Source organism: Gemmatimonadales bacterium (assembly GCA_036279355.1).
GTDB lineage: Bacteria > Gemmatimonadota > Gemmatimonadetes > Gemmatimonadales > GWC2-71-9 > DASQPE01.
This window is the reverse complement of sequence record DASUJH010000002.1, coordinates 47646-73532: the sequence shown is the minus strand read 5'-3', so window position 1 is coordinate 73532 and position 25887 is coordinate 47646. Positions and strand designations below refer to the sequence as shown.

General features: G+C 69.4%; 22 protein-coding genes and 6 tRNA genes. 16 read left to right on the top strand and 12 right to left on the bottom strand.

The window, feature by feature from the left end; all coding sequences use genetic code 11:
* Positions 1 to 46 precede the first annotated feature (46 nt).
* The 4 genes from VFW66_00400 to VFW66_00385 form a co-directional block, all read right to left on the bottom strand.
* Positions 47 to 1075, bottom strand: coding sequence for an NAD-dependent epimerase/dehydratase family protein (locus tag VFW66_00400; protein ID HEX5385137.1), 1029 nt, complete (start codon positions 1073 to 1075; stop codon positions 47 to 49).
* 35 nt (positions 1076 to 1110) lie between these two features.
* Positions 1111 to 2091: a GNAT family N-acetyltransferase gene (locus tag VFW66_00395; protein ID HEX5385136.1), complete on the bottom strand. Its 981-nt coding sequence runs from the start codon at positions 2089 to 2091 to the stop codon at positions 1111 to 1113.
* A 74-nt stretch (positions 2092 to 2165) separates the two neighbouring features.
* Complete coding sequence (locus VFW66_00390; protein HEX5385135.1) at positions 2166 to 3680, bottom strand: alkaline phosphatase family protein; 1515 nt, start codon at positions 3678 to 3680, stop codon at positions 2166 to 2168.
* Positions 3677 to 5437, bottom strand: coding sequence for a dynamin family protein (locus VFW66_00385; protein ID HEX5385134.1), 1761 nt, complete (start codon positions 5435 to 5437; stop codon positions 3677 to 3679). Before VFW66_00385 ends, VFW66_00390 begins: the two co-directional genes overlap by 4 nt.
* 178 nt (positions 5438 to 5615) lie before the next feature.
* Between VFW66_00385 and VFW66_00380 the strand changes: the two genes are divergently transcribed.
* Positions 5616 to 6953: an APC family permease gene (locus VFW66_00380; GenBank protein ID HEX5385133.1), complete on the top strand. Its 1338-nt coding sequence runs from the start codon at positions 5616 to 5618 to the stop codon at positions 6951 to 6953.
* Here VFW66_00380 and VFW66_00375 read toward each other — a convergent pair.
* The gene (locus VFW66_00375; protein ID HEX5385132.1) at positions 6947 to 7894 is read right to left on the bottom strand and encodes an MBL fold metallo-hydrolase; all 948 of its coding nucleotides are present in this window, start codon (positions 7892 to 7894) and stop codon (positions 6947 to 6949) included. The two genes, VFW66_00380 and VFW66_00375, sit on opposite strands and share 7 nt — an antisense overlap.
* 127 nt (positions 7895 to 8021) lie before the next feature.
* On the opposite strand from VFW66_00375, the gene VFW66_00370 reads away from it, so the two are divergent.
* The 3 genes from VFW66_00370 (at position 8022) to VFW66_00360 (ending at position 13151) form a co-directional block, all read left to right on the top strand.
* The gene (locus VFW66_00370; GenBank protein ID HEX5385131.1) at positions 8022 to 8864 is read left to right on the top strand and encodes a hypothetical protein; all 843 of its coding nucleotides are present in this window, start codon (positions 8022 to 8024) and stop codon (positions 8862 to 8864) included.
* Complete coding sequence (locus tag VFW66_00365; GenBank protein HEX5385130.1) at positions 8861 to 10351, top strand: M20/M25/M40 family metallo-hydrolase; 1491 nt, start codon at positions 8861 to 8863, stop codon at positions 10349 to 10351. The genes VFW66_00370 and VFW66_00365 overlap by 4 nt, the downstream gene beginning before the upstream one ends.
* A 109-nt stretch (positions 10352 to 10460) precedes the next feature.
* Complete coding sequence (locus tag VFW66_00360) at positions 10461 to 13151, top strand: protein kinase (GenBank protein ID HEX5385129.1); 2691 nt, start codon at positions 10461 to 10463, stop codon at positions 13149 to 13151.
* A 15-nt stretch (positions 13152 to 13166) separates the two neighbouring features.
* Here VFW66_00360 and VFW66_00355 read toward each other — a convergent pair whose 3' ends face one another.
* The 7 genes from VFW66_00355 to VFW66_00325 form a co-directional block, all read right to left on the bottom strand.
* Positions 13167 to 13916: a hypothetical protein gene (locus VFW66_00355; protein ID HEX5385128.1), complete on the bottom strand. Its 750-nt coding sequence runs from the start codon at positions 13914 to 13916 to the stop codon at positions 13167 to 13169.
* Positions 13917 to 14077: 161 nt separating this feature from the next.
* Positions 14078 to 14152: transfer RNA gene (locus VFW66_00350), tRNA-Pro, on the bottom strand.
* 85 nt (positions 14153 to 14237) lie between these two features.
* A tRNA-Arg gene (locus VFW66_00345) sits at positions 14238 to 14311 on the bottom strand.
* A gap of 44 nt (positions 14312 to 14355) precedes the next feature.
* Positions 14356 to 14429: transfer RNA gene (locus VFW66_00340), tRNA-Val, on the bottom strand.
* A gap of 114 nt (positions 14430 to 14543) precedes the next feature.
* Positions 14544 to 14617: transfer RNA gene (locus VFW66_00335), tRNA-Met, on the bottom strand.
* Between the two features lie 67 nt (positions 14618 to 14684).
* Positions 14685 to 14757, bottom strand: a tRNA-Gly gene (locus tag VFW66_00330).
* A gap of 118 nt (positions 14758 to 14875) precedes the next feature.
* Positions 14876 to 14948 (bottom strand) — tRNA-Ala (locus tag VFW66_00325).
* Between the two features lie 187 nt (positions 14949 to 15135).
* Here VFW66_00325 and VFW66_00320 point away from each other — a divergent pair.
* The 12 genes from VFW66_00320 (at position 15136) to VFW66_00265 (ending at position 25882) form a co-directional block, all read left to right on the top strand.
* Positions 15136 to 16143: an RNA polymerase sigma factor RpoD/SigA gene (locus VFW66_00320; GenBank protein HEX5385127.1), complete on the top strand. Its 1008-nt coding sequence runs from the start codon at positions 15136 to 15138 to the stop codon at positions 16141 to 16143.
* A gap of 73 nt (positions 16144 to 16216) precedes the next feature.
* On the top strand, positions 16217 to 16972 hold the full coding sequence (locus VFW66_00315) for an ABC transporter permease (protein ID HEX5385126.1): 756 nt from the start codon (positions 16217 to 16219) through the stop codon (positions 16970 to 16972).
* Between the two features lie 22 nt (positions 16973 to 16994).
* The gene (locus VFW66_00310; protein HEX5385125.1) at positions 16995 to 17732 is read left to right on the top strand and encodes an ATP-binding cassette domain-containing protein; all 738 of its coding nucleotides are present in this window, start codon (positions 16995 to 16997) and stop codon (positions 17730 to 17732) included.
* Positions 17733 to 17745: 13 nt separating this feature from the next.
* Positions 17746 to 18753 carry an MlaD family protein gene (locus VFW66_00305; GenBank protein ID HEX5385124.1) on the top strand — a complete coding sequence of 336 codons (1008 nt, stop codon included), beginning with the start codon at positions 17746 to 17748 and terminating at the stop codon, positions 18751 to 18753.
* A complete protein-coding gene (locus VFW66_00300; protein ID HEX5385123.1) occupies positions 18753 to 19265 on the top strand; it encodes an NUDIX hydrolase in 513 nt (170 codons plus the stop codon). Before VFW66_00305 ends, VFW66_00300 begins: the two co-directional genes overlap by 1 nt.
* 12 nt (positions 19266 to 19277) lie before the next feature.
* Positions 19278 to 20057: an AraC family transcriptional regulator gene (locus tag VFW66_00295; GenBank protein HEX5385122.1), complete on the top strand. Its 780-nt coding sequence runs from the start codon at positions 19278 to 19280 to the stop codon at positions 20055 to 20057.
* Positions 20058 to 20163: 106 nt separating this feature from the next.
* On the top strand, positions 20164 to 21744 hold the full coding sequence (gene atpA, locus VFW66_00290) for a F0F1 ATP synthase subunit alpha (GenBank protein ID HEX5385121.1): 1581 nt from the start codon (positions 20164 to 20166) through the stop codon (positions 21742 to 21744).
* Positions 21744 to 22658 (top strand): ATP synthase F1 subunit gamma, encoded by a 915-nt coding sequence (atpG, locus tag VFW66_00285; GenBank protein ID HEX5385120.1) that lies wholly within the window; start codon positions 21744 to 21746, stop codon positions 22656 to 22658. The genes atpA and atpG overlap by 1 nt, the downstream gene beginning before the upstream one ends.
* A 37-nt stretch (positions 22659 to 22695) precedes the next feature.
* Positions 22696 to 24153, top strand: coding sequence for a F0F1 ATP synthase subunit beta (gene atpD / locus VFW66_00280; protein HEX5385119.1), 1458 nt, complete (start codon positions 22696 to 22698; stop codon positions 24151 to 24153).
* Entirely contained in the window at positions 24153 to 24413 is a 261-nt protein-coding gene (gene atpC / locus VFW66_00275; protein ID HEX5385118.1) for an ATP synthase F1 subunit epsilon, read from the top strand. Before atpD ends, atpC begins: the two co-directional genes overlap by 1 nt.
* On the top strand, positions 24403 to 25029 hold the full coding sequence (locus VFW66_00270; protein ID HEX5385117.1) for a hypothetical protein: 627 nt from the start codon (positions 24403 to 24405) through the stop codon (positions 25027 to 25029). The genes atpC and VFW66_00270 overlap by 11 nt, the downstream gene beginning before the upstream one ends.
* Positions 25030 to 25186: 157 nt before the next feature.
* Positions 25187 to 25882, top strand: coding sequence for an outer membrane beta-barrel protein (locus tag VFW66_00265; protein HEX5385116.1), 696 nt, complete (start codon positions 25187 to 25189; stop codon positions 25880 to 25882).
* The last annotated feature ends 5 nt before the right edge of the window (positions 25883 to 25887 follow it).

Sequence of the window (25887 nt, the reverse complement as noted above, 5' to 3'; positions counted from 1 at the left end):
AGAGCCGGAATTCTAATGGCCCGGGCGCCCCACGGCACCCCTGCGGCTATAGCTGCTTCGTGGCGACGTAGTTCCGGTAGGTGCGGCCCAGCATCTCCGCGAGGTCCTGGTGCTGGGGACGGAAACCGAGCTCCGCGTCCGCCTTGCGGATCTCGATGTGGCGGTCCATCAGGAAGAGGTCCAGCCGCTCGCGGGTGAGCGGGAGCTGCCGTCCGAGTCGCCGCGAGAGCCAGGTGCCGGCCCGGGCGGCGGCATCGGCAGCGGGCATCGGAATCGAAAGGTACGGCCGCTGCCTCCCCACGAGCCTGCCGGCCTCGCGCAGGATGGCTCCGAGGGTGTGGCCTCCGCCCGAATGCACCAGATAGATCCCACCCGTCGGTGCACGTTCCGATGCGAGCAGCAACGCCTGAACCACATCGTCCACCGCGACGAGCGGCTTCTCGATCTCGAGTCGTCCGCCGATCACGGGGAACGTCCCGCGCCGGCACAATCGGAAGAGCTTCAGCAGCTCGCCGCCACGTTTGCCCTCGCCCGCGACAAGACAGGGCCGCACGATCGCCACGGCGAGGCCCCGCTCGCGCTGCATGTCGAGCAGCGCCTGCTCCGACTCGTACTTCGAGCGCTGGTAGGGAGATGTTGGCCGGCACGGCGTGGTCTCATTCACCGCCGGCTCGCGGGGTGTGCCCATCGCGGCGGTGCTGGAGACGTGCACGAACTTGCGAACGCGGGCACCGAGCGCGGCCCGGGCCAGATTCTCCGTGCCCTGCAGGTTGACCCGGGTGAACTCGCCCGGCGGCGCGCCGCGCGCGAACGCGTAGGGCACCGCGCTTCCGCTATGGATGACGAGGTCCACACTGTCGCAGACCCGATCGAGCGATGCCGGATCAGTGACGTCGCCGAGCCGCACGTCGATCGAACCGGCCGCGGAGCCGAACACCTCGTGCGCCTTGTCGGGGGATCGCGCCAGAATCCGGACCGTGATACCAGGCCCCGCACGCAGCGCGCGCGCGACGTGCTGGCCGACGAATCCGGTTGCCCCGGTGACGAGCACTCGCCTGCCGGCGAGGTGGTCCATGCAACCCGGAGGGATGCCGGGTGGAGACTGGTCTATCACGATCGGTGGCTCAGCCTTCGAGCCAGAGGCGCGCGCCAGCGGTCCCACAGTGCGTAACTCCGCCGGGCCGCGGGTTCGAGCAGGCTCCAGCTCCGCTGGATCATTGGCCGATAGGTGCGGACCATCACCACGTGCTGACTCATCTCGGGCCCGAACGACTGCTTGAATCGCACGAGTCCCGACCGCCCATGCGACTCCCCAAAGCTGAAACGCGGGATGCCTTCGGCGTGCGACCAGGCGATGGCCGCGTCCAGCATGGCGTTCATCGGCCGGGTGCGCGACGCGTCGGGCTCCATGGCCGAAATCCAGTAGATCGCGATTCCCGGTGTCGCGAGGAGAATGAGAAATCCGATCGCTCGGCCGCCGAGATGTGCCACAAAGGGTAGTCCGATCCGCTGCGTGACGACGCCCTCGATGAATCGCCAAGGCTTCACCGTCGCGCCGATCTGCTGCATGCGTGCGCGATAGAGCGGATAGAGTGACTCGAGCACATCGAGCGGCGCACCGACTTCGACCGTCACCCCTTGCCGCGCGCTCACTCTCAGCGCTCGGCGCAATTGGGCCGAGTAGCCCTGACGGATCTGCTCGAGCGGCCGGCCCAGGGTCAGCACGGGACAATCGGTCACCTTGCTCTCGACGTGGCCGAGCGACTTGAGACAGCGTTCGACGGCGGGGGGCGCCGACACCGGGATCGAGAAGCGGACCTCGAAGGCGCCGCGGCGACCCGCCAGCTCGTCGACGTCCCGCGCGATTGCCCGGTGGAGGTCGGCGTCATCGGTGTGATCCGGATGCAGCACTGGGCCGCCATAGATGTCGAAGGGAAGAGATTGCAGCGAGCGGCAGAGCCGGCCCACGGAGAATTGCATCAGCGGAATCGCGGCCATGATCGTCCCACGCGACTCGATCACGCGATAGTCCTGCCGCAGGTAGCCGAAGGAGGCGGCGAGCAGCCGGCCGTACCGGTAGGCGTGGTGCACGGTGGTCCAGCGGATGCCGCGGACGAATGCGTCCCACTCGGCCTCGTCCGCGCAGTCGCGAGCGAAAAGCTGGTTCAGCTCCAGGGTCCTGTCGGCTTGGATACGACCAAAGCGTCCGATCGCGCGGATTCCGTGGCGCGGTCGGCGTCGTCCGCAGCGCGCGGCGGATGCCAGCGTGCGTCGCCGTCGATGGCCGCCGCCATCGGCACGCCGAGCCACTCGAGCATCGCCGGAAAGAGATCGACCGTGCGGAACGGGCCGTCCGGCAGCGGCACGTTCGCCCAGAGCGGCGTCTGCATGTGATCTCGGGTGAGGCTGCCATGGCCGGCGCGGTGGGTCGGGATCTCCCAGCGATGGCGAAAGTCGTATCCCGGGCGCGCGGTCACCACGAGGTCGCCGGTGCGCGGGGAGCGGAATTGATCGACGAGTTGATAGGCGGCGTCGGGACGCGGTGAATCCCAGGTGGCGTCGAGCCATTCACGCGCGCTGGCCGTCCACGCGCCGCCGATCCCGAGCGGATCGCCGGTGAGCGGGCGATAGTCGATCTCCACGCCGCCGTCCGCCTCGCGCCGCCAAAGCTCCGCCTCGCCGCCCTGCGACGCCACCCGTACGGCACCGTTCTCCTCCTCCGCCGCGACGAGATCCACCGCGGGTTCGGCCAGGAGCGCGGCCACGAATGCCACGCTTCGCAGCGCGGCAAGAGGCCAGCGCCGCGCGCGCGGCACACCCGGCCGCGCGTACACCATCGCGGAGCCGTTGCCCGCCACCATCACCGCAACCTGCGGGTCGCGCACCCAGACCGTCGGGTGCGCGAGCGTGCGGACGCCGCGCGCACGGAACCAGTCGGCCAGATCCAGGTGGGTGCGCACCGGCGACGCGCCGTGATCGCTCACGAGCAGGATCAGGGTCCGCTCGAGCTCACCGCGCACGCGGAGCCGCTCGGTGAGCCGTCCCACCGTCGCATCCACCCGCCCCAAGGCGCGCCGCACCTCCGCCGAATCGTGTCCGCGCTGATGCGTGTAGCCGTCCACCGCGGGAAACTGGGCGAAGATGAATCGCGCGGGTCCGTCCGCCGCGACGAGCAGGTGGCGCGCCACCGCGTCGTCCCCCGGCTGGTGCCACTGCGCGTAGTGGGACACGGTGCCCCAGAACTTCCGCGCGACGCGCGTCGGGTCGCCCGCGGGCCCGAGGCCGCGCGCAACCGGCGTGAAGAGCCCGACGCTCCCCGGCACGAGCTCGAAGATGGTCGACACGTCCGGCGCGATGTCCCCATCGAGCATCGGCGCCTGGTAGCCGCAATAACTCCGGAGCGCCGCGCGGCCGCGCCACCACCGCCCGTCGTAGCGGGTGCGATCGAGCCAGCGGATCGAGGGCACGTCGCACCGGCCGGGGGTGCAGCCGGTGAGAAACGGGAGATACGCGACGCTCGTCGTGGAAGGAAACGCCGTGATGGCGCACGCTCGCCCGCCCTCGTTCACCATCCGAGCCAGGTGGGGCAGCGCGCCGGCGGCGAGCTCCGCCTCGGCGACGTCGCGCCGAAGGCCGTCGACCAGCAGCAGCATGCAGCGGGTGGACTGCGCGCGACTCATCGTTTCTCGATCGCCGCGCGCAGGCGCAGCAGCGCGTCCTCGGTCGCCACCAGCTCGGCACGCGCGTCATCGAGCTGCTGCTGCTGGGTCTGCACGAAACGCCGGTAGGGCGCGACCGCCTGGTTGATCCGATCGCTCGACTGCGCGATCTCGCCGTGCACCTGCCTGGTGAGCCCGTCGCGCAGCCGCTCGCGCAGGTGATCCACGCGCCGCTCGAAGTCGCGCTGCGCCTGGCGCCGGCGATGGGGGATGACCCAGAAGCCGGTGACCGCGAGCGCCGCGGCGAGCAGCAGCCCGGTGACGTCGGCGGCGGCGCCGGTGAGCACCGTGGCGACGAGCGCGCCGATGCCGAGGGCGCCGGCTTCCGCGAGCGCGGTAGTGGCGAAGGTGCCCTGGACGTCGTTCGCGATGACGCGCGCTTCGGACTCACGGTCGTAGCTTCCGACCACCTCGCGCGCCACCCGTCCCACCGAGGCGAGCAGCGCCTGCCGATTGTAGCCGAAGCTCGGTCCCACCTCCCCGATCATGCCCTCACGGTGGCGCGTGATGTCCCGCCGCTCGATGTACGCCGCCACGTCCTGCCACATCTTGAGATTGCGCTCCACGATCCAGTCGATGACCCGGCCCACTTCGTCTTCCACCTCGCGCGGCGTCTCGCCGATCACCTCGCGCTCGAAGGCGCGCTTCACCCGGTCGCTGTCCATGAGGCTTCGGATGCGGCCGATGCGGATGGTCTCGTCGAAGAAGAGCGTGCCGCGCCGCTCCATCTGGCTCAGGAGCTGGTCGAGGCGGGAAAGGCGGGGCTCGAAGTCGCGGATCATCTCGTCGTGGAAGGCGGCGAGCTGCTGGTCGATGTTCTGCAGCGTCTCCACGTCCTGCGCCAGCAGCTTGAGCCGGTCGAACGCCACGTCCTTGTACTTGGCCGCGAGGTGGAGGGCGACGTTGAGCGGGTTGAGCAGCTTGAGCCGGACGCGCTCCGTCTGGTCGAGCGTGTGGAGGAGGTAGTCGTCGACGGCGGCGAAGCCGCTCTGGGTGCGGCGCGCATCCACGTCCTGTGCGCCGTCGGCCAGCGCCTGGCGGGCGGACACCGCAAAGATCTCCGGCGTCTCGCCCAGAAGCGCCGCGGCGTTCTCCCGCACGTAGGCGATCACCTGCTCGCGATCGGCCGGCGAAGCGAGAATGTCGACCTTGTTCACCACGAATACGATCTTCTTGCCCCAGCGCCGGATCTGCTCCAGGAACGCGCGCTCGCTCTCGGTGAACGGGCGGTCGGCGGAAGTGACGAAGAGGACGAGATCGGAGCGGGGAATGAAATCGCGGGTCAGCTCCTCGTGGCGGCGGACGATGGCGTTGGTGCCCGGCGTGTCGACGATGTTGATCTCGCGCAGCACCTCGCCCGGGTAGGTGCGCTCGAGGAGGTAGGCTTCGCGCAGCACCTCGGTGGGCTCGGGGCCCCAGCGCACCACGTTGATGCGGTCGGTGGTGGGTGTGACGCCCTCCGGCAGCACCCGCTCGCCCAGGAGCGCGTTGATGAAGCTCGACTTGCCGGAGTTGAACTCACCCGCGATCACCAGAAGAAAGAAGCCGGCGAGCGCGTCGCGCGCCTCGCGGAAGCGCCGCAGATCGTCGCCCGTCACGTCCTGGCCGAAGCGCTCGAGCGCCGCGGCGAGCCGGTCGAGCAGCTCCTGCTCGCGCGCGCGGAACTCCTGCTCCTGCTCCGACAGGATGACGCGGCGGCCTCTGAGCCTGCCCAGCATGCGCGCTCCGGGTCGAGTGGCCGGCGGACTCGCTGACGCGAACCCCGGAACGTACGCAGCCGCGGGGGCTGGCGCCATGCGGGCGGGCCGGTCGATATTCGAGCGTCCCGACACGGACGATCCCGTCATTCAAGCTCCCTTGCGCGAGAGCGTCGCCTCGCCCCTGGCGACGCCGGCAGTGTCCGCCGCGCGCCCACGCGGCCTGCTCCGTGTCCTCGGCGCCGCGTTCGGCCTGGCAATGGTCGTCGGCGCCACGGTGGGCGGTGGCATTCTGCGCACGCCCGGCGAGATCGCGTCGGCCCTCCCCACGCCGGCGCTCTATCTCTCCGCCTGGGTGCTCGGCGCGGCCATTCCCCTGCTCGGCGCGAACATCTTCGCCGAGCTCGGCGCGATGACGCCGCGCTCGGGCGGCCTCTACGTCTTCGCGCGGCGCGCCTTCGGCGACGGCGTCGCGTTCTTCACCGGCTACGCGAGCTGGATCAACTGGTGCCTCGGCCCGGTGGCACTTACCATCGTGGTCGGGGAGTACGCGGGCGGCCTCATCCCGCCGCTCGCGGGGCATGAGATGGCGGTGGCCTTCGCCGTGCTCGGCATGCTCGTCGGATTGCAGTGGATCGGCGTGCGCGCGGGCGCGCGCGCGCAGGAGCTCATGACGGCGCTCAAGGCGATGGCGCTGCTGGCACTCGTCGTCGCCGCGTTCGTGGTGCCGCATTCGGCCGTCGCGGCGGCGCCCGTTGTCGTGCCGCACGGCACCGGCCTGCTGCTCGCATTCGGCGTGGCGACGCAAGGCGTGCTGTTCACGTACGACGGCTACTACGCCGTGGTGTTCTGCGGCGAGGAGATCCGCGACCCGGGGCGGGAAATCCCTCGCGCGATGTTCCGCGGCGTCTGGCTCATCATCGCGCTCTATCTGTTGATCAACTTCGCCTACCTCGCGGTGCTGCCGGTGAGCCGCATGGCGGGCGACCCGTTCGTCGGCGCCACGATGGCCCGTGCCCTCTTCGGCGCCCACGGCGATACGATCATTCGGTTGATCATGATCATCGCGATTCTCGGCACCGTGAACGCGGAGCTGATCGCGATTCCGCGCATCCTGCTCGCGATGAGCGAGGACGGCCTCTTTCCCCGGCAAGCCGCGCGAGTGAACGCCGGCGGTACGCCGAGCGTGGCACTGGGCTTGAGCCTGGCGGTGATCGTCGCGTTCATGCTCTCCGGCTCGTTCCGCGCGGTGTTGGCGGTCGATGCGAGCATCGTCGTCGTGCTGTATCTGGTGTCATTCGCGGCGTTTTTCGTGCTGCGCCGCCGGGAGTCCGATGCGCCGAGGCCCTTCCGGGCCTGGGGCTATCCGGTGGTGCCGGGCGTGGCGCTCGCGCTGATGGTCGGTCTCGGCGCGGTGTTCTCGGTGGCCGATCCGCGAAGCGCGCTGATTCTGCTTGCCGTCCTGCTCGCGAGCTGGCCGGTTTCGCGGCTGGTGCGGCGCGCGGTGCAGGCCGACGCGCGGGCGACGGCTCAGTGAGGGCGGCGCACCTCGACGCTGTCGCCCACGGCGATCGTCATCAGGTCCTCGCCCACTTCGAGCGGGCCCGCATAGGTCGTGCGCGTATGCGCGACGAGGTCGGCAACGGTCGGCGGTGCCACGCTCGAGTCGGGCGAGATCAATACGATGTGGGTATAGACCGCGAGCCGCGGCCGCACCTGCGCGAACACTTTGCCCGCTTCCTCGGGGCTCGTGTGGTGGCCGAGGATCGGCCGGGTCGTCGGCGAGGTGAGGAGCCCCGGCCCTCGGCCCATCGCCACCTCGTGGATCAGCACGTCGGTCCCTTTCGCGAAGTGGATCAGGTTCGTGTTGTACCGCGTGTCGCCCGAGATCACGACGGCATGCCCGCGATAGTCGACCCGGTACCCGAGCGCGTAGCGCACCGCCTTTCCGTGGTCCACGGTGAACGCCGTCACGGTTACGCCGCTGCGCCGGTACACGACGCCCTGGCCGATATCCCTCGCATCGATCGCCACACCCTCACGCGAGAGCTTCGCGTCCTCGGTGCGGATACGGACGTCTTCCTGGTACGCCTGCTCGAGCCCGGCCATCATCGCACGGGTGCCCGGAGGTCCCCACACCGCGAACGATCCGGCGCGATGGCCGAAGCCGCCGCGCAGCCAGCCGGTGAGCCAGAGGTCGGGGATGCCGACGACGTGATCGGAATGAAGATGCGTGAGGAAGAGTGCGGTCACCTCGCCGAGCGGCACGCCTGCCTGCCTGAGCCGCTGCGTGGCGCCCCGGCCGCAGTCGAACAGCAGATTCTGCCCACCCGCGCGGACCAGCGTGGCGGGGCCGAAGCGCTCGACGCTGGGGACCGGCGCGCCGGTGCCGAGGAGGGTGACGGTGAGCGCCTGCGCCGCGGCGCGCGCGGGCGCCAGGGAGAGGAGCAGGGCCACGGTGAGCGCGGAGCGTCGCATCAGGGCCTCGCCGGCGAGAGATCGGATTCGGGGCAGGGGTGCATCGGACGCGAAGAGTACGACCCGCGCGGGCGCCGCACCAGCGGGCGCGTACGCGGCATTCATCCTTCAGGCGGAGGATACGACTGTGCGAATCGTTGAGCTGCACTCAGCGCGCGGTGTGTGGATGGCGCTTACCGTGCTCGCTGTTCTCGGCGCCGCGCCCGCTCGAGCGCAGTCGCCGCCCGTCGTTACCGTCGTCGCCCGCGACTTCGTCTTCGAGCGGCCGGCGCCCGTCACGGTGCCCGCGGGCCCGATCACCGTCCGCATGATCAATGGCGGCAAGGATCTGCACATGATCGGCATCGTGTGGCTCGGCGAGCACAGCGTGGCGGAATTTCTCGCGGCGGTGCAGGGCGACAGCCTCTTCCCCGGCCCCTACGAGGTCGGCGGCCCAAACGCCGTGGTCCCCGGCGATACCGCCGTCGCAACCGTCGTGCTTCCACCGGGCCATGCGGTGCTCGCGTGCTGGGTGATGGACGAGGATGGGAAGATGCACGTGCAGAAGGGACTGTTCGCGCCGCTCGAGGTGGCGCCCGCGGGTCCACGCACCGCGACCGAGCCGCACGCCGATGCGCGCATCACCCTGCGCGACTATGCGATCGACATGGCGGGAGTGCCGGCGGCCGGCCGGCGCGTCTTCCGAGTCGAAAACCGGGGCCCTGCGACGCACGACGTGGAGGTGTTCCGCATGGCGCCGGGCGCCACTATGGCGGATGTGGACGCCTGGATGCACCACCCGATGGCGGGGAGCCGCCGTGCGCGCCCGCTCGGCGGGATGGTGGGCGTCGACCGCGGACATCACGCCTGGTTCACGGTTGATCTCACTGCGGGCGACTACGTGCTGGTCTGCTGGATGCCGGACGCGAAGGGTGTGCCGCATTATAGCGGGCACCGCATGCTGCGGCGGTTCCGCGTGGCTGCCGGATGAGGGCGGCGCGTTGGCTCCGCCGCACCGCGCTGGTGGCGGGCGCGCTCGCGCCGGCGCTCACGCCGGTCGCGGCCGGCGCGCAGACGGCCGCGAACGCCGGCACCGCGTACGGGCTGGTGGCGCCCGCACCGCCGGGCTTCGATCGCGCCGCGGCGCAACGGGGCACCGAGACGCTGCTCACCCACCTCATCGGCCTCGACACCCAGAATCCGCCCGGGCACGAGCTGCTGGTGGCGCGGTACCTCGACTCGCTGCTCGCGCCGTTGCCCGGCGTCGAGACCACGATCGTCGAGATCGGCGGCGGGCGCGCGCACTTCGTGGCGCGGCTGCGCGCGCCGCGCCCGTCCGCCAAGCCGGTGCTCATCATGGCGCATATGGACGTCGTCGGCGCCGACACGAGCAAGTGGAAGTCGCCGCCCTTCAAGGCCACGGTGCGGGGCGGCTATCTGTACGGCCGCGGCGCCATCGACGACAAGGGGATGCTCTCCGCCGCGGTGACGGCGTTCGAGATGCTCGCACGCCGGCGCGACCGGCTCGACCGCGACGTCATTCTGCTCGGCACCGCGTCGGAGGAGGGCGGCGACGTCGGCATCGCCTGGCTGCTCCAGCGTCGCGCCGATCTGGTGAACCAGGCGGAGTTCGCGCTCAACGAGGGCGGCCGGGTTCGCGTCGAGGGTGGGCGGGTGAGCACGGTCGACATTCAGACGACCGAAAAGGTTTACTACGCCGTGACCTGCACGGCCCACGGCCCGAGCGGACACGGCTCGGTGCCGCTGCCCGACAATGCGCTAGCGGCGCTCGCACGTGCGGTGGCGCGGATCCATGCCTGGCGCCCGCCGGTCCGACTCACCGAGACGACGCGGCTCTACTTCGGCCAACTGGCAACGATCGAACCGGACACCGCCGTCCGCGCGGCGATGCGCACGGTGGCCACCGCCAGCGATTCCGCCGCGATTGACCGCGCGGCGGGCGTGCTCTCGCAGAACCCGCTCTACAACGCCGTGCTGCGCACCGGCGCGGCACTCACGCTCATCCACGGCGGGATCCGGGAAAACGTGATCCCCTCCGAAGGCAAAGCGACGTTCAACGTGCGCATCATTCCGGGCGAGGACATCGTGGCGATCACGCGCGCGATCCAGCACGCCGCCTCCGAGCCCGAGGTCACCTGCGCACTCGACTACCCGCCGGCCAAGGCGCCGCCGCCCTCGCCCGTGGGCACCGCGCTCTACCGGGCCATGGAGCGGCAGGCAAAGGTGATGGCGCCGAATGCGCTGGTGATTCCGTTCCTCTCGACCGGCGCCACCGACGGCAAGGATCTGCGCGCGATCGGGATCCCCACCTACGGCATTCTGCCGATGCCGCTCCCGCTGGAGGATGAGCTCAGGATGCACGGCGACAACGAGCGGGTGCCGGTGCCGGCGCTCGGGTGGGGCACGGAGTATCTCTACCGCGTGTTGCGCGACGTGGCGGAACGCGGAGCCTCCTGAGCGACGCACATACTGCGTGACTTCCGGTGGCCGCGGATGCATATTCGCGCCAACCCGATTCCCATAGGCCGACTGCCGCATGGCGAACTCCGATCCCCCGGCCCCGGACTTGGCCGGCCCTGGCGGCGCGCTCGCCGCCCCGCTGACCGAGCGCTACCGCATCGAGCGCGAGCTCGGCGCGGGGGGGATGGCCACGGTCTATCTGGCCGAGGATCTCCGGCACCATCGTCGCGTGGCGATCAAGGTGTTGCACCCCGAGCTCTCGGCGGTGCTCGGGCCGGAGCGTTTCCTCAAGGAGATCGAGCTTACCGCCAACCTGCAGCATCCCCACATCCTGCCGCTCTTCGACTCGGGCTCGGCCGAGGGCCGGCTCTACTATGTCATGCCCTACGTCGAGGGTGAGACGCTGCGCGGCCGGCTCGCGCGGGAAAAGCAGCTTCCCATCCCCGATGCGCTGCGGATCGCCACCGAAATCGCCGACGCGCTCGAGTACGCCCACAAGCGCGGGGTAATCCACCGCGACATCAAGCCGGAAAACATTCTGCTGCACGACGGCCATTCACTCGTGGCCGATTTCGGAATTGCGCTCGCCGTGGAGCAGGCGGGCGGCAGCCGGATGACCCAGACGGGGCTCTCGCTCGGCACGCCCCACTACATGAGCCCCGAGCAGGCGATGGGCGAGCGCACGCTCGACGCGCGCACCGACGTGTATGCGCTCGGCGCCGTGACCTACGAGATGCTGGCCGGCGAGCCGCCGTTCACGGCGCCCACCGCCCAGGCCGTCCTCGCCAAGGTCGTCACCGAGGAACCGCCGCCCCTCTCGACTGCGCGGCGGAGCGTTCCCGAGCACGTGGAAGACGCGGTGTTGACGGCGCTCGAGAAGCTCACGGCCGACCGGTTCGCCAGCGCGGCCGAGTTCGCCGCGGCGCTCGACGAGCGGGCCGAGTACCGCCGGAGCGCAGGCCGCCGCGCGCGCTCGGGCCGAACGTCGGCACAGGCGGCGCGGCGGCCCGCGCGCCACCTCTCCCCGGCCGCGATCGCCGGCTGGGCCGTGGCGCTCATCGCGCTGCCGCTCGCCGCGTGGGGTTGGGCGCGCGGACGGTCCTCGCCCGCAACCAGCGCCTGGCAACTCGTCACGCTGAGCGGCCATCCGAATCTGGCCGCGGACGCGAACTCGGCGGCGCTCGCGCTCTCGCCCGACGGTTCCATGCTCGTGTTCAAGGCGGACGGGCAGAACGCGCGCCTCTTCGTCAAGAGCCGCAGCGCGCTCGACCCGGTGCCGATCCCGGGCACGGAGCGCGCGCACATGCCGGCGTTTTCACCTGACGGGCGGTGGATCGCCTTCGTGGCGGACGGACAGGTGAAAAAGGTGCGCGCCACGGGAGGTGCCGTGGTCAGCATCGCCGACAGCGCGTCCAGCGAGCCGGGCGGCGTTGCTTGGCTGGACGACGGCACGGTGATCTACGTGACGCGCACGCTCCAGGAGCTGCGGCGGGTCAGCGAAGACGGCGGCACCACGAGCGTCGTGCTGGCGAAGGCAGGCTACGGCGGTGGTGTCACGTCGCTGGCGGCGCTCCCCCAGGCGCGCGGCGTGCTGTTCCAGGTCTGCTCCCCCGGATGTGCCGCGACGGCCGTCTATGTGCTCGAGCTCAGCACCGGTCATGCAAAGCTGCTGCTCGAGGACGTGTTGCAGGCGTGGGATCTCCCAACCAGACAACTGCTCTATGTGCGAAGCGACGGCGTGGCCATGACCGCGCCGTTTGATCCGGCCCGTCTCGAAGTGACCGGCGCCGCCGTGCCGGTGCTGAACGGCGTGCGGGTCAGACACGGAATCATCCAACTCGCGTGGTCGCCCTCGGGTACGCTCGCGTACATCCGCGGTGGCGTCGCCAGTGCCGATGAGGCCGAGGCGGTACAGGTGGCGCGGGATGGAACGGTATCGCCGGTGGATTCGGGGTGGCACGGCGCAATCAATGACCTCGTGCCCTCTCCCGATGGGCGCCGGCTGGCGGTCTGGTGGGGCGCCGGCCGCACCGGGGTCGACATCTGGCTCAAGCAGCTGAACGGCGGACCGCTCACTCGATTCACGTTCGGTGGCACCGACAAGCGGCCCGTCTGGTCCGGCGACGGGCGCATGGTCGCCTGGATCCGCGATTCGGCCGGCAAGAGCCTCGTCATGGTGCGCCCGGCCGACGGGAGCGCCCCCGAGCGCGTGCTGGCCCGCCCGGGTCAGCTCATTCAGGAAATTGCGTGGTCGCGGGACGGAGCGTGGCTCGTGCTCCGTACCGATAATGGGTACGCCGGCGCCGGCGACATCCTCGCCATGCGGACCACCGGTGACACGGTGCCGGTCGTGGTCGCCGCCACACCGTATTCCGAGCTGCACCCGGCGCTCTCGCCCGACGGCCGATGGGTGGCGTATACCTCCGACGAGTCCGGCCGCAACGAGGTGTACGTGCGTCCCTTCCCGAACTCATCGGCCGGGCGATGGCAGGTGTCGAATGGCGGCGGGGCCGAGGCGCGCTGGTCGCCCGGCGGGCGCGAGCTGTTCTATCTGGACGGAGCTGCCCGGGTCATCGCCGCTGAGATCGCGACGGCGCCGACCTTCTCGGTCTCGTCGCTGCATCCGCTGTTCGACGCATCGGGCTTCCTGATCGACAACTTCCATCAATCCTTCGCCGTGACGCCGAGCGGCACGTTCCTCTTCCGCAAGGCGCGCCGCACGGCGGAGGAAGCGAACGACGGCATCGTGTGGGTCGACAACTGGTTCGATGATCTGCGCCGGAAGGAGGCGCGGTGACGCGAGGCCTGCGCGCTACGGGCCACCGACCCACCCGGGCTTGCGATAGACCTGTGTGTCGTAGAGATCGGCTTGCAGCGGCACGTCGGCGCGGATGCCGGTGTACTGCTCGCGCTGGATTTCCTTCCCGTTGAGTTTGATCACCACGCGAGGCGCCACCCAGCCGCGGTCGAGCCGCCGATAATTCTCGAAGGTGACGTCGAGCAGATTCGGCGGCGCGCCGGCCCGCTGCGGATTCGTGTGCGGCTGGATCAGGCGCACGAAGAGCAGGCGGTCCTGCTCGATCCAGAACTGGCCTGAGGTAGTATCCCCCCGCTCGGCACCCACGACCCAGACCTTTACGCCGCTCCAGCGGTCCTCGCGAATCTTGCCCAGGTCGATGCCCTCGGCGCGGAGCTGCGCGATGGTCGTCTCCGGCGCCTGCGCGTACACGTCGAAGCCCAGCGTCATGAGCAGGTTGCGGTCGCGCCGCGCGCCGGTGCGTGCACCGTGGCGGAACACGACGGCCGAGTCGCCCACGAACATGAACGCGGTCATGCTGTCGAGCGGCGCGACGTCGATGCGCAGCTTGCCCGGAATGGTGGCCGCCTCGTACCAGGTCTGGGCGGCGCGATCAGGGAAGCTCGTCGTCTGCGTAAAGGTGACGGTATGATACCAGCGGCCGGCGTACCGGGCGTGCATGCGCCGCACGAGATCTTCGCCGCTTTTCGGCGCTGTGTGCAGGGCCAGAAGGAGGAACGGGAGCACGGCGGCGAGTGCGCGCACGGAGCCTCCGGACAGATCGTCGATCGCCGATGCCTGGTGGCATCCGGCGATCCGTACGACGAGGCAGCAACCCAGGTTTCCCGTGCGCGCGAACCGGCAAGTTGGGCGCCCCACGCCCGAACGGCCGGCTTCCGTTGGAAGCCGGCCGTTCGGGCGTTCGATCGGGGCGCCCGGATTTGAACCGGGGACCTCCTGCTCCCGAAGCAGGCGCGCTAACCGGACTGCGCCACGCCCCGCACTCGCCGCATCGCTGCGCCTTGTCGCTCGAGTGCTATTGCCCTGCCGCTCTGCGGCACCGCGCCATGCACCGGGACCGCGACATGCGCCCTGAGGGATTCGAACCCCCAGCCTTCTGATCCGTAGTCAGATGCTCTATCCAGTTGAGCTAAGGGCGCAGAGCCGGTCGCCATGCGGAAAAGGGTGCCGGCACCGGCGTCGATGGGCGGTACAAGGCTCGAACTTGTGACCTCCACGATGTCAACGTGGCGCTCTAACCAACTGAGCTAACCGCCCGCGTAAGGCGGTCAGACGGACAGACGGACAGGCGGTCGGTGGCTCTTGGCGTCGGAGAGGCTCCCCTCGCCGGAACCACTGACCGTCTGTCCGCCTGTCCGCCTGTCCGCGCGATAGCGGGGGTGGGATTTGAACCCACGACCTCCGGGTTATGAGCCCGGCGAGCTACCAGACTGCTCCACCCCGCGACGTTGATCTGAGCCCTGCTGCCCATCACACTCAACAACCTTGCGGTGCATCCGACCGACCGTCGAGAGCGGGAAACGGGACTCGAACCCGCGACCCCAACCTTGGCAAGGTTGTGCTCTACCAACTGAGCTATTCCCGCGAATCGGACCGGATTGTAGCGTGCGGTGCGAGCCGGCGCAACCAGCGGCCGGGCCGCTCGGCGCGCTCGGAAACCGGCGCCGCGAGGCGGGGCTAAGAGCGGGCTCCCCGGCCTCTCATGGAGGCGAGGGGGATCGAACCCCTGACCTCGTGAATGCCATTCACGCGCTCTCCCAACTGAGCTACGCCCCCATTACATTGCCGCGCCATTCAGTGCACCTTCCGTGGGTTCTTCCGTCCACGTACTGATCCTGGCGGCAGCAGCACGGGAACCTAGCCCGTGCCCGAAGATGCGTCAAGCAGGAACGTTCGAGACGACACGCAGGACCGAGTCGAGCAGCAGCGAATCGAGCAGCAACGAGTCGAGCAGCGATCACGGATGCCGAAGAAGAAGCCCGAGCCCGAGAGACGGAACCCCGAGCGCGCCCGCGCCGCGCCGGTCCCGCCGTCCGAGCGCCTGAGCGACGATCTCACCACGGCCGAAATCCTGGCGCAGACGCCGCCCAAGCCGCGCCGCCCTCGAAAGCGGGAGACCGCCAAGAGCCTCGGCGTGTACGACGCCGACCGCGACATCCTCGATCAGTATCTCTTCGAGGTGAGCAAGACGCCGCTACTCACACCGCCGCAGGAGATCGCCATCGCGCGACGGGTGCGCGCCGGCGACCAGGAGGCGATGCAGGAGCTGGTGAAGCGCAACCTGCGGTTCGTCATCTCGGTCGCCAAGAAATATCAGAACCGCGGGCTCCCGCTCACCGATCTCATCGGCGAGGGCAATGTCGGGTTGCTCACCGCCGCCCGCAAGTTCGACCCCGACCAGGGCGTCAAGTTCATCTCCTACGCGGTCTGGTGGATCCGGCAGGCCATCCTCGCAGCACTCGCGCGGCACGGGCGCACCGTGCGCGTACCGCTCAACCGCACGGCCGACCTCTCGAAGATCGTGCGCACGGCCGAGGCGCTCCGGCAGGAGCTTCGGCGGGAGCCTACGCCGGAAGAGATCTCCCACGCGGTGGGGCTCTCGCTCGACGTGGTGCAGTCACTCGCGGCGCTCAACACGAGCGACGTGCGGCTCGACGCGCCGCTCGATCCGGAAGGCGACCGCTCGATGATCGAGCGGTTCATCGTGGACGACCAGTCCGACGCCGAAGAGCAGGCCATGGACCGATTCCTCTCCGATGAGATCGAGCAGGCGCTCCGAACCCTGCCGCCGCGCGATGCCAAGGTGCTCCGGCTCTACTTCGGGCTGGACGGCGGGCGGGAGCACACGCTGGAGGAGATCGGCGGGATGCTCGGTGTCACGCGTGAGCGGGTGCGACAGCTCCGCGACCGGGCGCTCAAGCGGCTCCGGCAGGGCGACGTGGGGCGGGCGCTCGCGAGCTTTGCCGCATGAGGATGTCGCGACTCCCGACGCCATAGTCCGCGCACGCCTTCCGAGCGAACAGTTTCCGCCGTACCTTCCTGCCGTGCCCCTCGTCGCTTCCCGTCGTGCCAGGGGCGGGATCGTGGCGGACGTGGGCCGCTGGAGCACCGAGGCGGCTCGCGCCGTGGCCGACGTCCCCACCTGGCGGCCGCTTCTGCTTGGCCAGATGCGTCGACTCGGCGTCGATTCGGTGCCGATCGCCGTGTTCATCGCCGTCTTCACCGGCATCGTCCTGGCACTCCTCTCCTCCTACATCTTCACCGGCGCCGTGCCCCTCTACTTCGTGGGCTCGCTCGTCGGCAAGACGATCATGATGGAGCTGGGCCCGGTGCTCACCGGGATGGCGCTCGCGGGCCGGGTGGGCGCCAACATCGCGGCCGAGCTGGGCACCATGCGGGTCACCGAACAGGTCGACGCGCTGGAGTCGCTCTCCTACGACCGGAGTGCCTACCTCGTGGTCCCCCGCGTGCTCGCGGCCACGCTGATGTTTCCGGTGGTGACGAGCTTTGCGATTGCCGTCGGCGTCGGCGCGGGATGGCTCACGTCGATCAACCTGCTCCAGCTCAGCACGCCCGATTTCCTCAAGGGCCTGCGCCTCTTCTACCACTTCAAGGACGTCTGGTTCGGCCTGGTGAAGAGCGCGAGCTTCGGCGCCGCCGTCGCCCTCATGGGCTGCGTCCAGGGTCTCTCGACCGAGGGCGGCGCCGAGGGCGTCGGCCGAGCGACGACTCGGGCGGTGGTGCATGGGTGTCAGGCGATTCTGGTGCTGGACGCGTTCTGGGCGTTGGTGCTGTTGTGAGGCGGCCGGGCGACCGCCCCCAATGATCCGCCTGCAAGACGTCCACAAGTCTTTCGGCCCAAAGACGGTGCTTCAAGGGCTCACGCTGGACGTACCGGAGGGTCTGAACACCGTCATCATCGGCGCGTCCGGGAGCGGCAAGAGCGTCACCCTGAAGCTCATCGCCGGGCTGCTCGAGGCCGATGCCGGGCGGATCGAGGTGGATGGATGCAACGTGCCGGATCTGGATCGCGCGGAGCTGGGGAAGTTGAGAGGGCAGATCGGCTACGTCTTTCAGTTCGCCGCATTGTTCGATTCGATGAACGTGGCGGAGAACATCCGGCTCGGGCTCGTGAAGCGGGGGTATGACGAAGAGGCCATCAAAGAGCGGATCGCGGAGAGCCTGGCGCTGGTCGATCTCACCGGCGCGGAGGAGCGCATGCCGTCGGAGCTCTCGGGCGGCATGCGCAAGCGGGTCGGCATCGCGCGAGCGGTGGCCCTCCGGCCGCGCTACATTCTATACGACGAGCCCACCACCGGGCTCGATCCCATAACGGCGGCGGTCATGGACCGCCTGATGGAACGCACGCGAGACCGCGGCGTCACCGGCGTGGTCGTCACCCACGACATGCGGAGCGCGTTCAGCGTCGGCGACCGCATCGCCATGCTGCACGACGGCATGATCCGCCAGGTGGGAACGCCCGCCGAGATGCAGGCGACCGACGATCCCGTCGTGCGTCAGTTCATCGAAGGACGCCCCGACAGCGTGAGGTCCGCATGACGAGGCCAACGGCGTGAAGCGCGGCAACGAGTTTGTGGTCGGCCTGGTGGTGCTCGGCTCGCTCGCCCTGGTGATCGGCGGCGCGCTCTGGCTGAGCGGGCGGGGGATGAACAGCCAGCAGGACATTTACGTCGCGCGCTTCCGCACCGTGGGCGGCCTCGGTGTCGGCGCGCCGGTCACACTCCGCGGCGTCAAAGTGGGCCGGGTCGAGGCGATCCGCCTCGCGCGCGACGAATGGGTGGAAGCCGAGCTCACCGTCGACAAGACCGTCACGTTGCCGCGAAAGCCGGCGGTGATCTCCGCCTCCAACAGCCTGTTCGGCGAGTGGGCGGCGAACATCATCCCGTTCGAGCCGCTGCCGGACGATCCCAACGTGCGCGCGGCGCTGGTCGAATCCGATACCACCGGCGGCGATGCATGGCCCGGCGCCACGCTGCCCGACATCGGCCAGCTCACCGCCCAGGCGAGCCGCATCGCGGGCGACGTGGCCGACGTGACCCAGCGCATCCGCGGCGTGTTCGACACCACCGCGCTGCATCAGTTGCAGCAGAGCGTGCTCGACCTCGCGTCGATCTCCCACCGCGTCGCCAAATTCACCGATGCGCAGGCCGACCGCCTTGACCACGTGAGCAAGAGCGTCGCCACCTCGGCCGACGCGTTCGCCGGCATCGCGCGGAGCTTCGAGCACACGGTATCGCGCATGGACACGGCCACCAACGCGAACCAGTTGCAGGAGATCCTCAACAACACCCGCAGTGCGAGCGCCGACCTGAAGGACGCGGCGCACGACTTCCGCTCAGTGATGGCGGCCGCGCATGAGAGCCAGGGGAGCCTCGTGCGCACGCTGCAAACCGCCGACTCGCTGCTCTCCCGGATCGAGCGCGGCCAGGGCACCCTCGGCCGGCTGGCCGCCGACTCCGCGCTCTACGTGGAGACCACGCGTACCGTCACCGAGCTCCGCCAGCTCCTCGCCGACATCAAGGCGAACCCCAAGCGGTACTTCAAGGTGTCGGTGTTCTGATGGCGAAGCGCCGCGCCGACCTCGAGGTGAGCGCGGGCGGAATCATCTTCCGCCGCCTGCCCGAGCGCGTGACGCACTTTCTCCTCATCCGCGACTCCTATGACAACTGGGGCTTCCCGAAGGGGCACATCGAGGACGGGGAGGCGCCGGCCGAGACGGCGCGCCGTGAAACGCAGGAGGAGACGGGCCTCGGCGACCTGCTGCTGCACGGCCCCATCCGCATCATCGACTGGCACTTCCGATTTCGCGGCCGGCACATCCACAAGTACTGCCATTTCTTTCTGTTCGAGTCCCCGGGAGAGGAGCCGCGTCCGCAGGCGGCCGAAGGGATCACCGCCTGCGTATGGCAACCGCTCGACCAGGCACTCGAGACCCTCTCCTACGACAACGCTCGCGGTGTGCTGAAGCGCGCCGGCGAGATGGTGCGGACCCTCGTGGCCACCGGGGCCGGACGGCCACCGCGCGGCACGAGCACCCGGACCGAACCCGCCTCGCCGAACCCGGCGTCCTGAGGAGGAGCGACGGTGGCGGCGGTCGCGACACTGCTCGAGAGCCGAAGCGCCGTGCAGGCGCTCCGGCGCACGCTTCCGAAAGACGGCCCGCGGGTGGTGGCCTGCCGCACGCCCACCGGACTCCGCCGAGTGCTCCATGCGCGGTTGGTCGACGCCGTGGTACTGGCGCCTGCCGCGGCGGCCGGCGGAGCTGCGGCCGAGCTGGATGCACTCCGCGGGCAGCTTCCGGGGATTCCGGTGCTCGTATACGCCGGCTTCCGCGCCGATGACGGCGAGCTGCTTCTCGCCTGTCAGCGGCATGCCGTCGCGGCCGTCGTGGTGGAAGGTGTGGACGACGCGGTGGCCGGCGATCTCGTCACCCGCCACTCGCTCACCACGGCGCGGCGCCGCGCCCTCGCCGACGCGCCGCGGGTGCTCCGTCTCACCGAGCCGCTCCAGCGCGCCGCGTGGGATCTCCTCGTGCGCGACGTGGAGCGGCCGGTGCGCACCGGCTCGCTCGCGCGCCAGCTCGCCGTGAGCCGCGAGCACCTCTCCCGCCAGTTCGGGGCGGGCGGCGCGCCCAATCTCAAACGCGTCATCGATCTCACCCGCGTGGCCTGCGCCGCGCAGCTGCTGCAGAACCCGGGTTACTCCATCTCCTCCGTCGTCCGCCTCCTGGGCTACGCCTCGTCGAGCCACCTCGCCGGCACGACGCGCCGCATCGCGAGCGTGCCGCCCTCCCGACTGGCGGAGCTTGGTCCTCGGGGCGTGCTGGCCGCGTTTGCCCGGGGAAACACGCGGAGCCGGATGTAGCGCTCCAAGCCTTTGAGCGGGCGGATTCGCCTTGCCGATCGGCCCGCTTGTGCATATTTTCACAAGCCTATCCATACCCGATCTCTTACCTCTGTATAGGCGATCCATGGCGACTGATACGATCCTCCGCCCCGGCGAGCTCAAGGACATCCTCCTTCGGGAGATTGAGGCCGCCGATCTCGGCACGACCGACACGGCCGAGGTCGGCACGGTGCTCGAGGTGCGCGATGGCGTAGCCCGCATCTACGGACTCAAGTCCGCGGAAGCGGGCGAAATGCTCGAGTTCACGGCCCAGGAAACCGGCGAGACCGTTACGGGCCTGGTGCTCAACCTCGAGGAAGACAACGTGGGCGCCGCCATCATGGGCGACTACCTCAAGCTCAAGGAGGGCGACGAAGTTCGCCGCACCGGCCGCCTGCTCGAGGTGCCCGCGGGTCCCGCCATGCTGGGCCGCGTAGTGGACGCGCTTGGCCGTCCGGTGGATGGGCGCGGTCAGATCCACACCAGCGCGAGCCGCCCGGTCGAGATGATCGCGCCGGGCATCATCGTCCGGCAGCCGGTGAAGGAGCCGCTCCAGACCGGCATCAAGGCAATTGACTCGATGATCCCGATCGGCCGCGGGCAGCGGGAGCTCATCATCGGCGACCGCGGCACCGGCAAGACGGCCATTGCCGTCGACACCATTCTCAATCAAAAGGGACAGGGCGTCGTCTGCGTGTACGTCGCCATCGGGCAGAAGCGCTCGACGGTGGCGACCGTGGTGGAGAAGCTCAAGGACGCCGGCGCGATGGAGTACACGATCGTCGTCGTGGCCAGTGCGTCGGAGCCCGCGCCGCTTCAGTACATCGCGCCGTACGCCGGCTGCGCGCTCGCCGAGTACTTCATGTACGAGGAGGGGAAGGCGACCCTCTGCGTGTACGACGACCTCTCCAAGCAGGCGGCGGCGTACCGCCAGCTCTCCCTCATCCTGCGCCGTCCGCCCGGCCGGGAAGCGTACCCCGGCGACGTGTTCTACCTTCACAGCCGCCTGCTCGAGCGCGCGGCCAAGATCTCGGAGAACCCCGAGCTCACCAAGCTCGATCCGCGCATCAAGAAGCCGGGCGGCTCGCTCACCGCGCTCCCCATCATCGAGACCCAGGCGGGCGACGTCTCCGCGTACATCCCGACCAACGTCATCTCGATTACCGACGGCCAGATCTTCCTGACGACCGACCTCTTCTTCGCGAACGTGCGGCCGGCCGTAGACCCCGGCATCTCGGTGAGCCGGGTGGGCGGCAACGCGCAGATCAAGGCGATGAAACAGGTGGCGGGGCCGCTCCGGCTTTCGCTGGCGCAGTATCGCGAGCTGGAGGCATTCGCCCAGTTCGGCTCCGATCTCGACGCCGCCACGCAGCGGGAGCTCGCGCGTGGCGCGCGGCTGGTCGAGATCCTGAAGCAGCCGCAGTACCACCCGATGCCGGTGGAGCAGCAGGTCGCCATCATCTTCGCCGCGACCAACGGCTTCCTCGACGACGTGCCGGTGCCCCAGATCCGCAAGTGGGAGCGGGATTTCCTCACCTACCTCGAGGCGCAGCAGCCGAAGGTGCTGGAGGGGATCCGGACCAAGAAGGCGCTCGACGAGGAGCTGACCGGCGCGCTCAAGTCGGCGATCGCCGCGTTCAAGCCCCTCTTCGTTCCGGCCGACTGATGGCGAAGGGACGCGCGCTCAAGGGCCGGAGTCGCTCGGTCCGCAACACGCGCAAGATCACGCGGACGATGGAGCTGGTCGCAACGTCCAAGCTCAAGCGCGCCCAGGATCGAGTGACCGCCGCCCGGCCGTACGCCGAGGCGCTGCGCGAAGTGATCGACGACCTGGTGACGCCGGATCTGGCCGGCCAGTTCCCGCTCCTCCGCGCGCCCAAGCCGCCCGCGCAGGGCGGCCCGCGGCGGGCGGCGGTGCTGCTCATCACGTCGAACCGCGGACTTGCCGGCGCCTTCAACTCGAACCTGATCAAGGAAGCGCGCCGGCGGATCGCGGAGCTGGAGGCTGCCGGGTACGAGGTTGCGCTCTATGGGATCGGCAAGAAGGGGATCGGCTTCTTCAAGTATCTGGGCCGTCCCCTGGCCGGGCAGCGCACCGACATCGGCGACCGGCCGACGGCCGAGCACGCCGCTGAGATCGTGCAGCCGCTCATCGACGCGTACGTGGCGGGCGAGCTTGCGAGCGTGGATCTGATCCAGGCCCGCTTCATCAGCGCCTTGCAGACGCCGCCGGCGACGGTGCGGATTCTGCCGGTGGGGGCGGATGGACGGACGGACGGACAGGCGGACGGACGGACCGGCGGACAGAGTGAGGTCAAGCCGGATTACATTCTGGCGCCGAGCGCGGATGCAATCCTGAAAGAATTGCTGCCGCTCTACGTGCGGAACGCGGTGTATCGCGGATTGGTGGAAACGGCGGCGGCCGAGCACGGCGCCCGCCGGACCGCCATGAAGAATGCAACCGACAACGCGGGCGAGCTGATCGAGAAGCTGACCCGCACCTACAATCGCCAGCGGCAGGCGCAGATCACGCAGGAGATTGCGGAGATCGTCGGCGGCGCCGCAGCGCTGCAAGGCTGACAACCTGTTAACCGAATAGACGGGACTACCCATACCCATGGCAACCGTAGCTGCGACCCAGGCGCGTTCTACGACGGACGAGCAGGTCCCCAAAGATACCGGGCACGTTGTCCAGATCATCGGCCCCGTGCTCGACGTCGAGTTCGAGCCCGAGCACCTGCCTGAGATCTACAACGCGCTCGTGATCGACAGCCCCGAGCGCAACATCCATGTCGTCGCCGAGGTGCAGCAGCACGTGGGACAGAACCAGGTGCGCGCCGTCGCGATGAGCAGCACCGACGGCATGGTGCGCGGCATGACCGTGGTCGACACCGGCGGGCCGATCACCGTTCCCGTCGGCGAAGCCCCCCTCGGCCGCATCCTCAATGTGCTGGGCGAGCCGGTGGACGGCGGGCCGCCGATTCCGCCCGACACCGAGCGCTGGCCGATCCACCGGGATACACCCAAGTTCACCGAGCTCGAGCCCAAGACCGAGATCTTCGAGACCGGGATCAAGGTCGTCGACCTCATCGCGCCGTTCGTAAAGGGCGGCAAGATCGGCCTGTTCGGCGGCGCCGGGGTGGGCAAGACGGTCGTCATTCAGGAGCTCATCCACAACGTGCAGAGGGGCCACGGCGGCCGCTCGGTGTTCTGCGGCGTGGGCGAGCGCACCCGCGAGGGCAACGACCTCTATCTCGAGTTCGCAGAAGCGCACATCCTGGACTCCGTGGCGCTCATCTACGGTCAGATGAACGAGCCGCCGGGTGCGCGGCTCCGGGTGGGCCTCTCGGGCCTCACGATCGCGGAATACTTCCGTGACGTCGAGGGGCAGGACGTGCTGCTCTTCATCGATAACATCTTCCGCTTCACCCAGGCGGGCTCGGAGGTCTCTGCGTTGCTCGGCCGGATGCCGAGCGCGGTGGGCTACCAGCCGACGCTGGCGACGGAAATGGGTGACCTGCAGGAGCGGATCACGTCGACCACCAAGGGCTCGATCACGTCGGTGCAGGCGATCTACGTCCCGGCCGACGACCTCACCGATCCGGCGCCGGCCACGGCATTCGCCCACCTCGACGCGACCGTGGTGCTCTCGCGCGCCATCTCGGAGCTGGGCATCTACCCGGCGGTGGACCCGCTGGACAGCTCGAGCCGCATCCTGGCCCCGCAGTTCGTGGGCGAGCGGCACTACAACGTCGCGATCGGCGTGCAGCGCACGCTCCAGCGCTACAAGGCGCTGCAGGACATCATCGCGATCCTCGGCATGGACGAGCTGTCGGAGGAGGACAAGCTGGTCGTCGCGCGGGCGCGGCGGATTCAGCGGTTCCTCTCGCAGCCGTTCCACGTGGCCGAGCAGTTCACCGGTATCCCCGGCAAGTACGTAAAGCTGGAGGACACGGTGGCGAGCTTCGAGCGGGTGTTGAGCGGCGAGTTTGACAGCCTCCCGGAGCAGGCCTTCTATATGGTGGGAGGCATCGACGAGGCGGTGGAGAAGGCCAAGAAGCTCGCGGCGTCGTGATGAAGGTCACAGTCATCTCGCCCGAGGCATCTATCTTCGATGGCGACGCCGATGCTATTGTGGCGCCGGCGTTCGACGGCGAAGTGGGGATCCTGCCCAACCATGCCCCATTCATGACGTTGCTTGGTGCTGGCACGCTCGTCGTCCGCCGCGCGGATGGCGTGACGCGGTTCGCCGTCCGAGGCGGGTTCCTGCAGGTCGTGAATGATCGCGTACGCATTGTCGCCGAACACGTCGGAGGAGCGTCGCATGCGCCGTAGCCTGATGGGGGTGGTCGCGGGGGTGGTGGTGGCGGGCTTGACGGCGGTTTCGGCCGCTCCTGCCGCCGCCCAGGAAACAGGGACGCCGGTTTTCAAGGCGCCGTATCGCACATTTGACCAGTACGAGTTCGGGGCGTCGTTCACCGACCCAGGCGGCGCCACCAATTTTTCGCTCGAAGGGTTCTACACTTACGGTTACCGGCAGTTCGATCTCAGCGTGCGCGGCGGCTTCGAGGACCTGAAGGGTGACACGGGCACCCGCTATCTCCTGGGCGGCGACCTCCGCACCCGGTTCCTCAGCTACTCCGACCGGATCCCGGTGGACGCATCGCTCACGCTCGGGTTCGGCGCCAACGTCGGCACGGGTCGCGACGTCTACTACGTGCCGATCGGCGTATCGGTCGGACGGCGGTTCAATCTCGAGAACTCCCAGACCACCTTCGTTCCCTACCTGCAGCCGGTGCTGGTGCCGACATTCGGTGGGGGCGAGAGCGACGTGGACCTGGCGCTCGGCGTCGGGGTGGACCTGCGCTTTTCGCGAAGCCTCGGGCTTCGGGTGAGCGGCGGCCTCGGTGACATCGAGGGTGTCGGCGTGAGCATCGCGTTCGTGCATTGAGCGCGGGGCTCGAGCCCGGCCGCTGGACATGTCGCGCCCGGCCGCCGATCGGCGGCCGGGCGCGAACGCATTGCAGCCGCGCCGCGCCCGCTCGGTTGACGAACGGCTCGCGCCGCGGCTAGCTTCCCGCCCGCGATCCAACCTGATGGAGACGGCGATGCGGCGCAGCAGGCTGGGGCGCACCACGCTCGGATCGGTGCTCGCGCTCATCCTCGGCGCCGTGCCGGCCGCGGCCCAGGTGCGCGGGATTCCCGTCAACAACAGCGGTGTTCCCACGGGGCTCGCCGTGTATGGCGATGTGGGATTCTCGAATTCCGACGCCGGCAAGGGCACGGCCTTCGGCGCGAGCGGACGGCTCGGAGTCGGGCCGTTCGGCATCACTGGCACCCTCGACAGGTTCAACCCCTCGGGTCCCGCCGACAACATTACCAGCGTCGGTGGCACGCTCAATTACCAGGTGTTCGGGGGCCCGCTCGTGCCGCTCACCGCGACGCTCCAGGGCGGCCTCGGCTACGACAAGGTATCGGACGTGAAGTTCTATCACGTCCCGATCGGGCTCGGCATCGCGCTTACGATTCCCAATCCGGTGCTGGCCATCAAGCCCTGGCTCGCGCCGCGGGTCGACATCGTACACGTGACGCCGCCGGCCACCGTGAACGTCGTGGGAAGCGGCGGCTCCGCCGCGCTCTCGTCCGACACCGAGACCCATTTCGGCATCAGCGGCGGGGTCGAGTTCAACCTGCTGAACGGCATCGGCCTCCAGGCCTCCTATGACCGCGTCTTCGTGGACGGCGGTGATCCCGGCGTCTTCGCCGCCGGCCTGCACTACGCATTCCGGATCCCCGGGCTTTGACGGGC

Excerpts from the sequence above, each read along its gene's own strand:
- VFW66_00400 (HEX5385137.1), bottom strand. The coding sequence starts at position 1,075 with ATGGACCACCTCGCCGGCAGGCGAGTGCTCGTCACCGGGGCAACCGGA.
- VFW66_00390 (HEX5385135.1), bottom strand. The coding sequence starts at position 3,680 with ATGAGTCGCGCGCAGTCCACCCGCTGCATGCTGCTGCTGGTCGACGGC.
- VFW66_00385 (HEX5385134.1), bottom strand. The coding sequence starts at position 5,437 with ATGCTGGGCAGGCTCAGAGGCCGCCGCGTCATCCTGTCGGAGCAGGAG.
- VFW66_00375 (HEX5385132.1), bottom strand. The coding sequence starts at position 7,894 with ATGCGACGCTCCGCGCTCACCGTGGCCCTGCTCCTCTCCCTGGCGCCC.
- VFW66_00365 (HEX5385130.1), top strand. The coding sequence starts at position 8,861 with ATGAGGGCGGCGCGTTGGCTCCGCCGCACCGCGCTGGTGGCGGGCGCG.
- VFW66_00320 (HEX5385127.1), top strand. The coding sequence starts at position 15,136 with ATGCCGAAGAAGAAGCCCGAGCCCGAGAGACGGAACCCCGAGCGCGCC.
- VFW66_00310 (HEX5385125.1), top strand. The coding sequence starts at position 16,995 with ATGATCCGCCTGCAAGACGTCCACAAGTCTTTCGGCCCAAAGACGGTG.
- VFW66_00300 (HEX5385123.1), top strand. The coding sequence starts at position 18,753 with ATGGCGAAGCGCCGCGCCGACCTCGAGGTGAGCGCGGGCGGAATCATC.
- atpA (HEX5385121.1), top strand. The coding sequence starts at position 20,164 with ATGGCGACTGATACGATCCTCCGCCCCGGCGAGCTCAAGGACATCCTC.
- atpG (HEX5385120.1), top strand. The coding sequence starts at position 21,744 with ATGGCGAAGGGACGCGCGCTCAAGGGCCGGAGTCGCTCGGTCCGCAAC.
- atpD (HEX5385119.1), top strand. The coding sequence starts at position 22,696 with ATGGCAACCGTAGCTGCGACCCAGGCGCGTTCTACGACGGACGAGCAG.
- atpC (HEX5385118.1), top strand. The coding sequence starts at position 24,153 with ATGAAGGTCACAGTCATCTCGCCCGAGGCATCTATCTTCGATGGCGAC.
- VFW66_00270 (HEX5385117.1), top strand. The coding sequence starts at position 24,403 with ATGCGCCGTAGCCTGATGGGGGTGGTCGCGGGGGTGGTGGTGGCGGGC.
- VFW66_00265 (HEX5385116.1), top strand. The coding sequence starts at position 25,187 with ATGCGGCGCAGCAGGCTGGGGCGCACCACGCTCGGATCGGTGCTCGCG.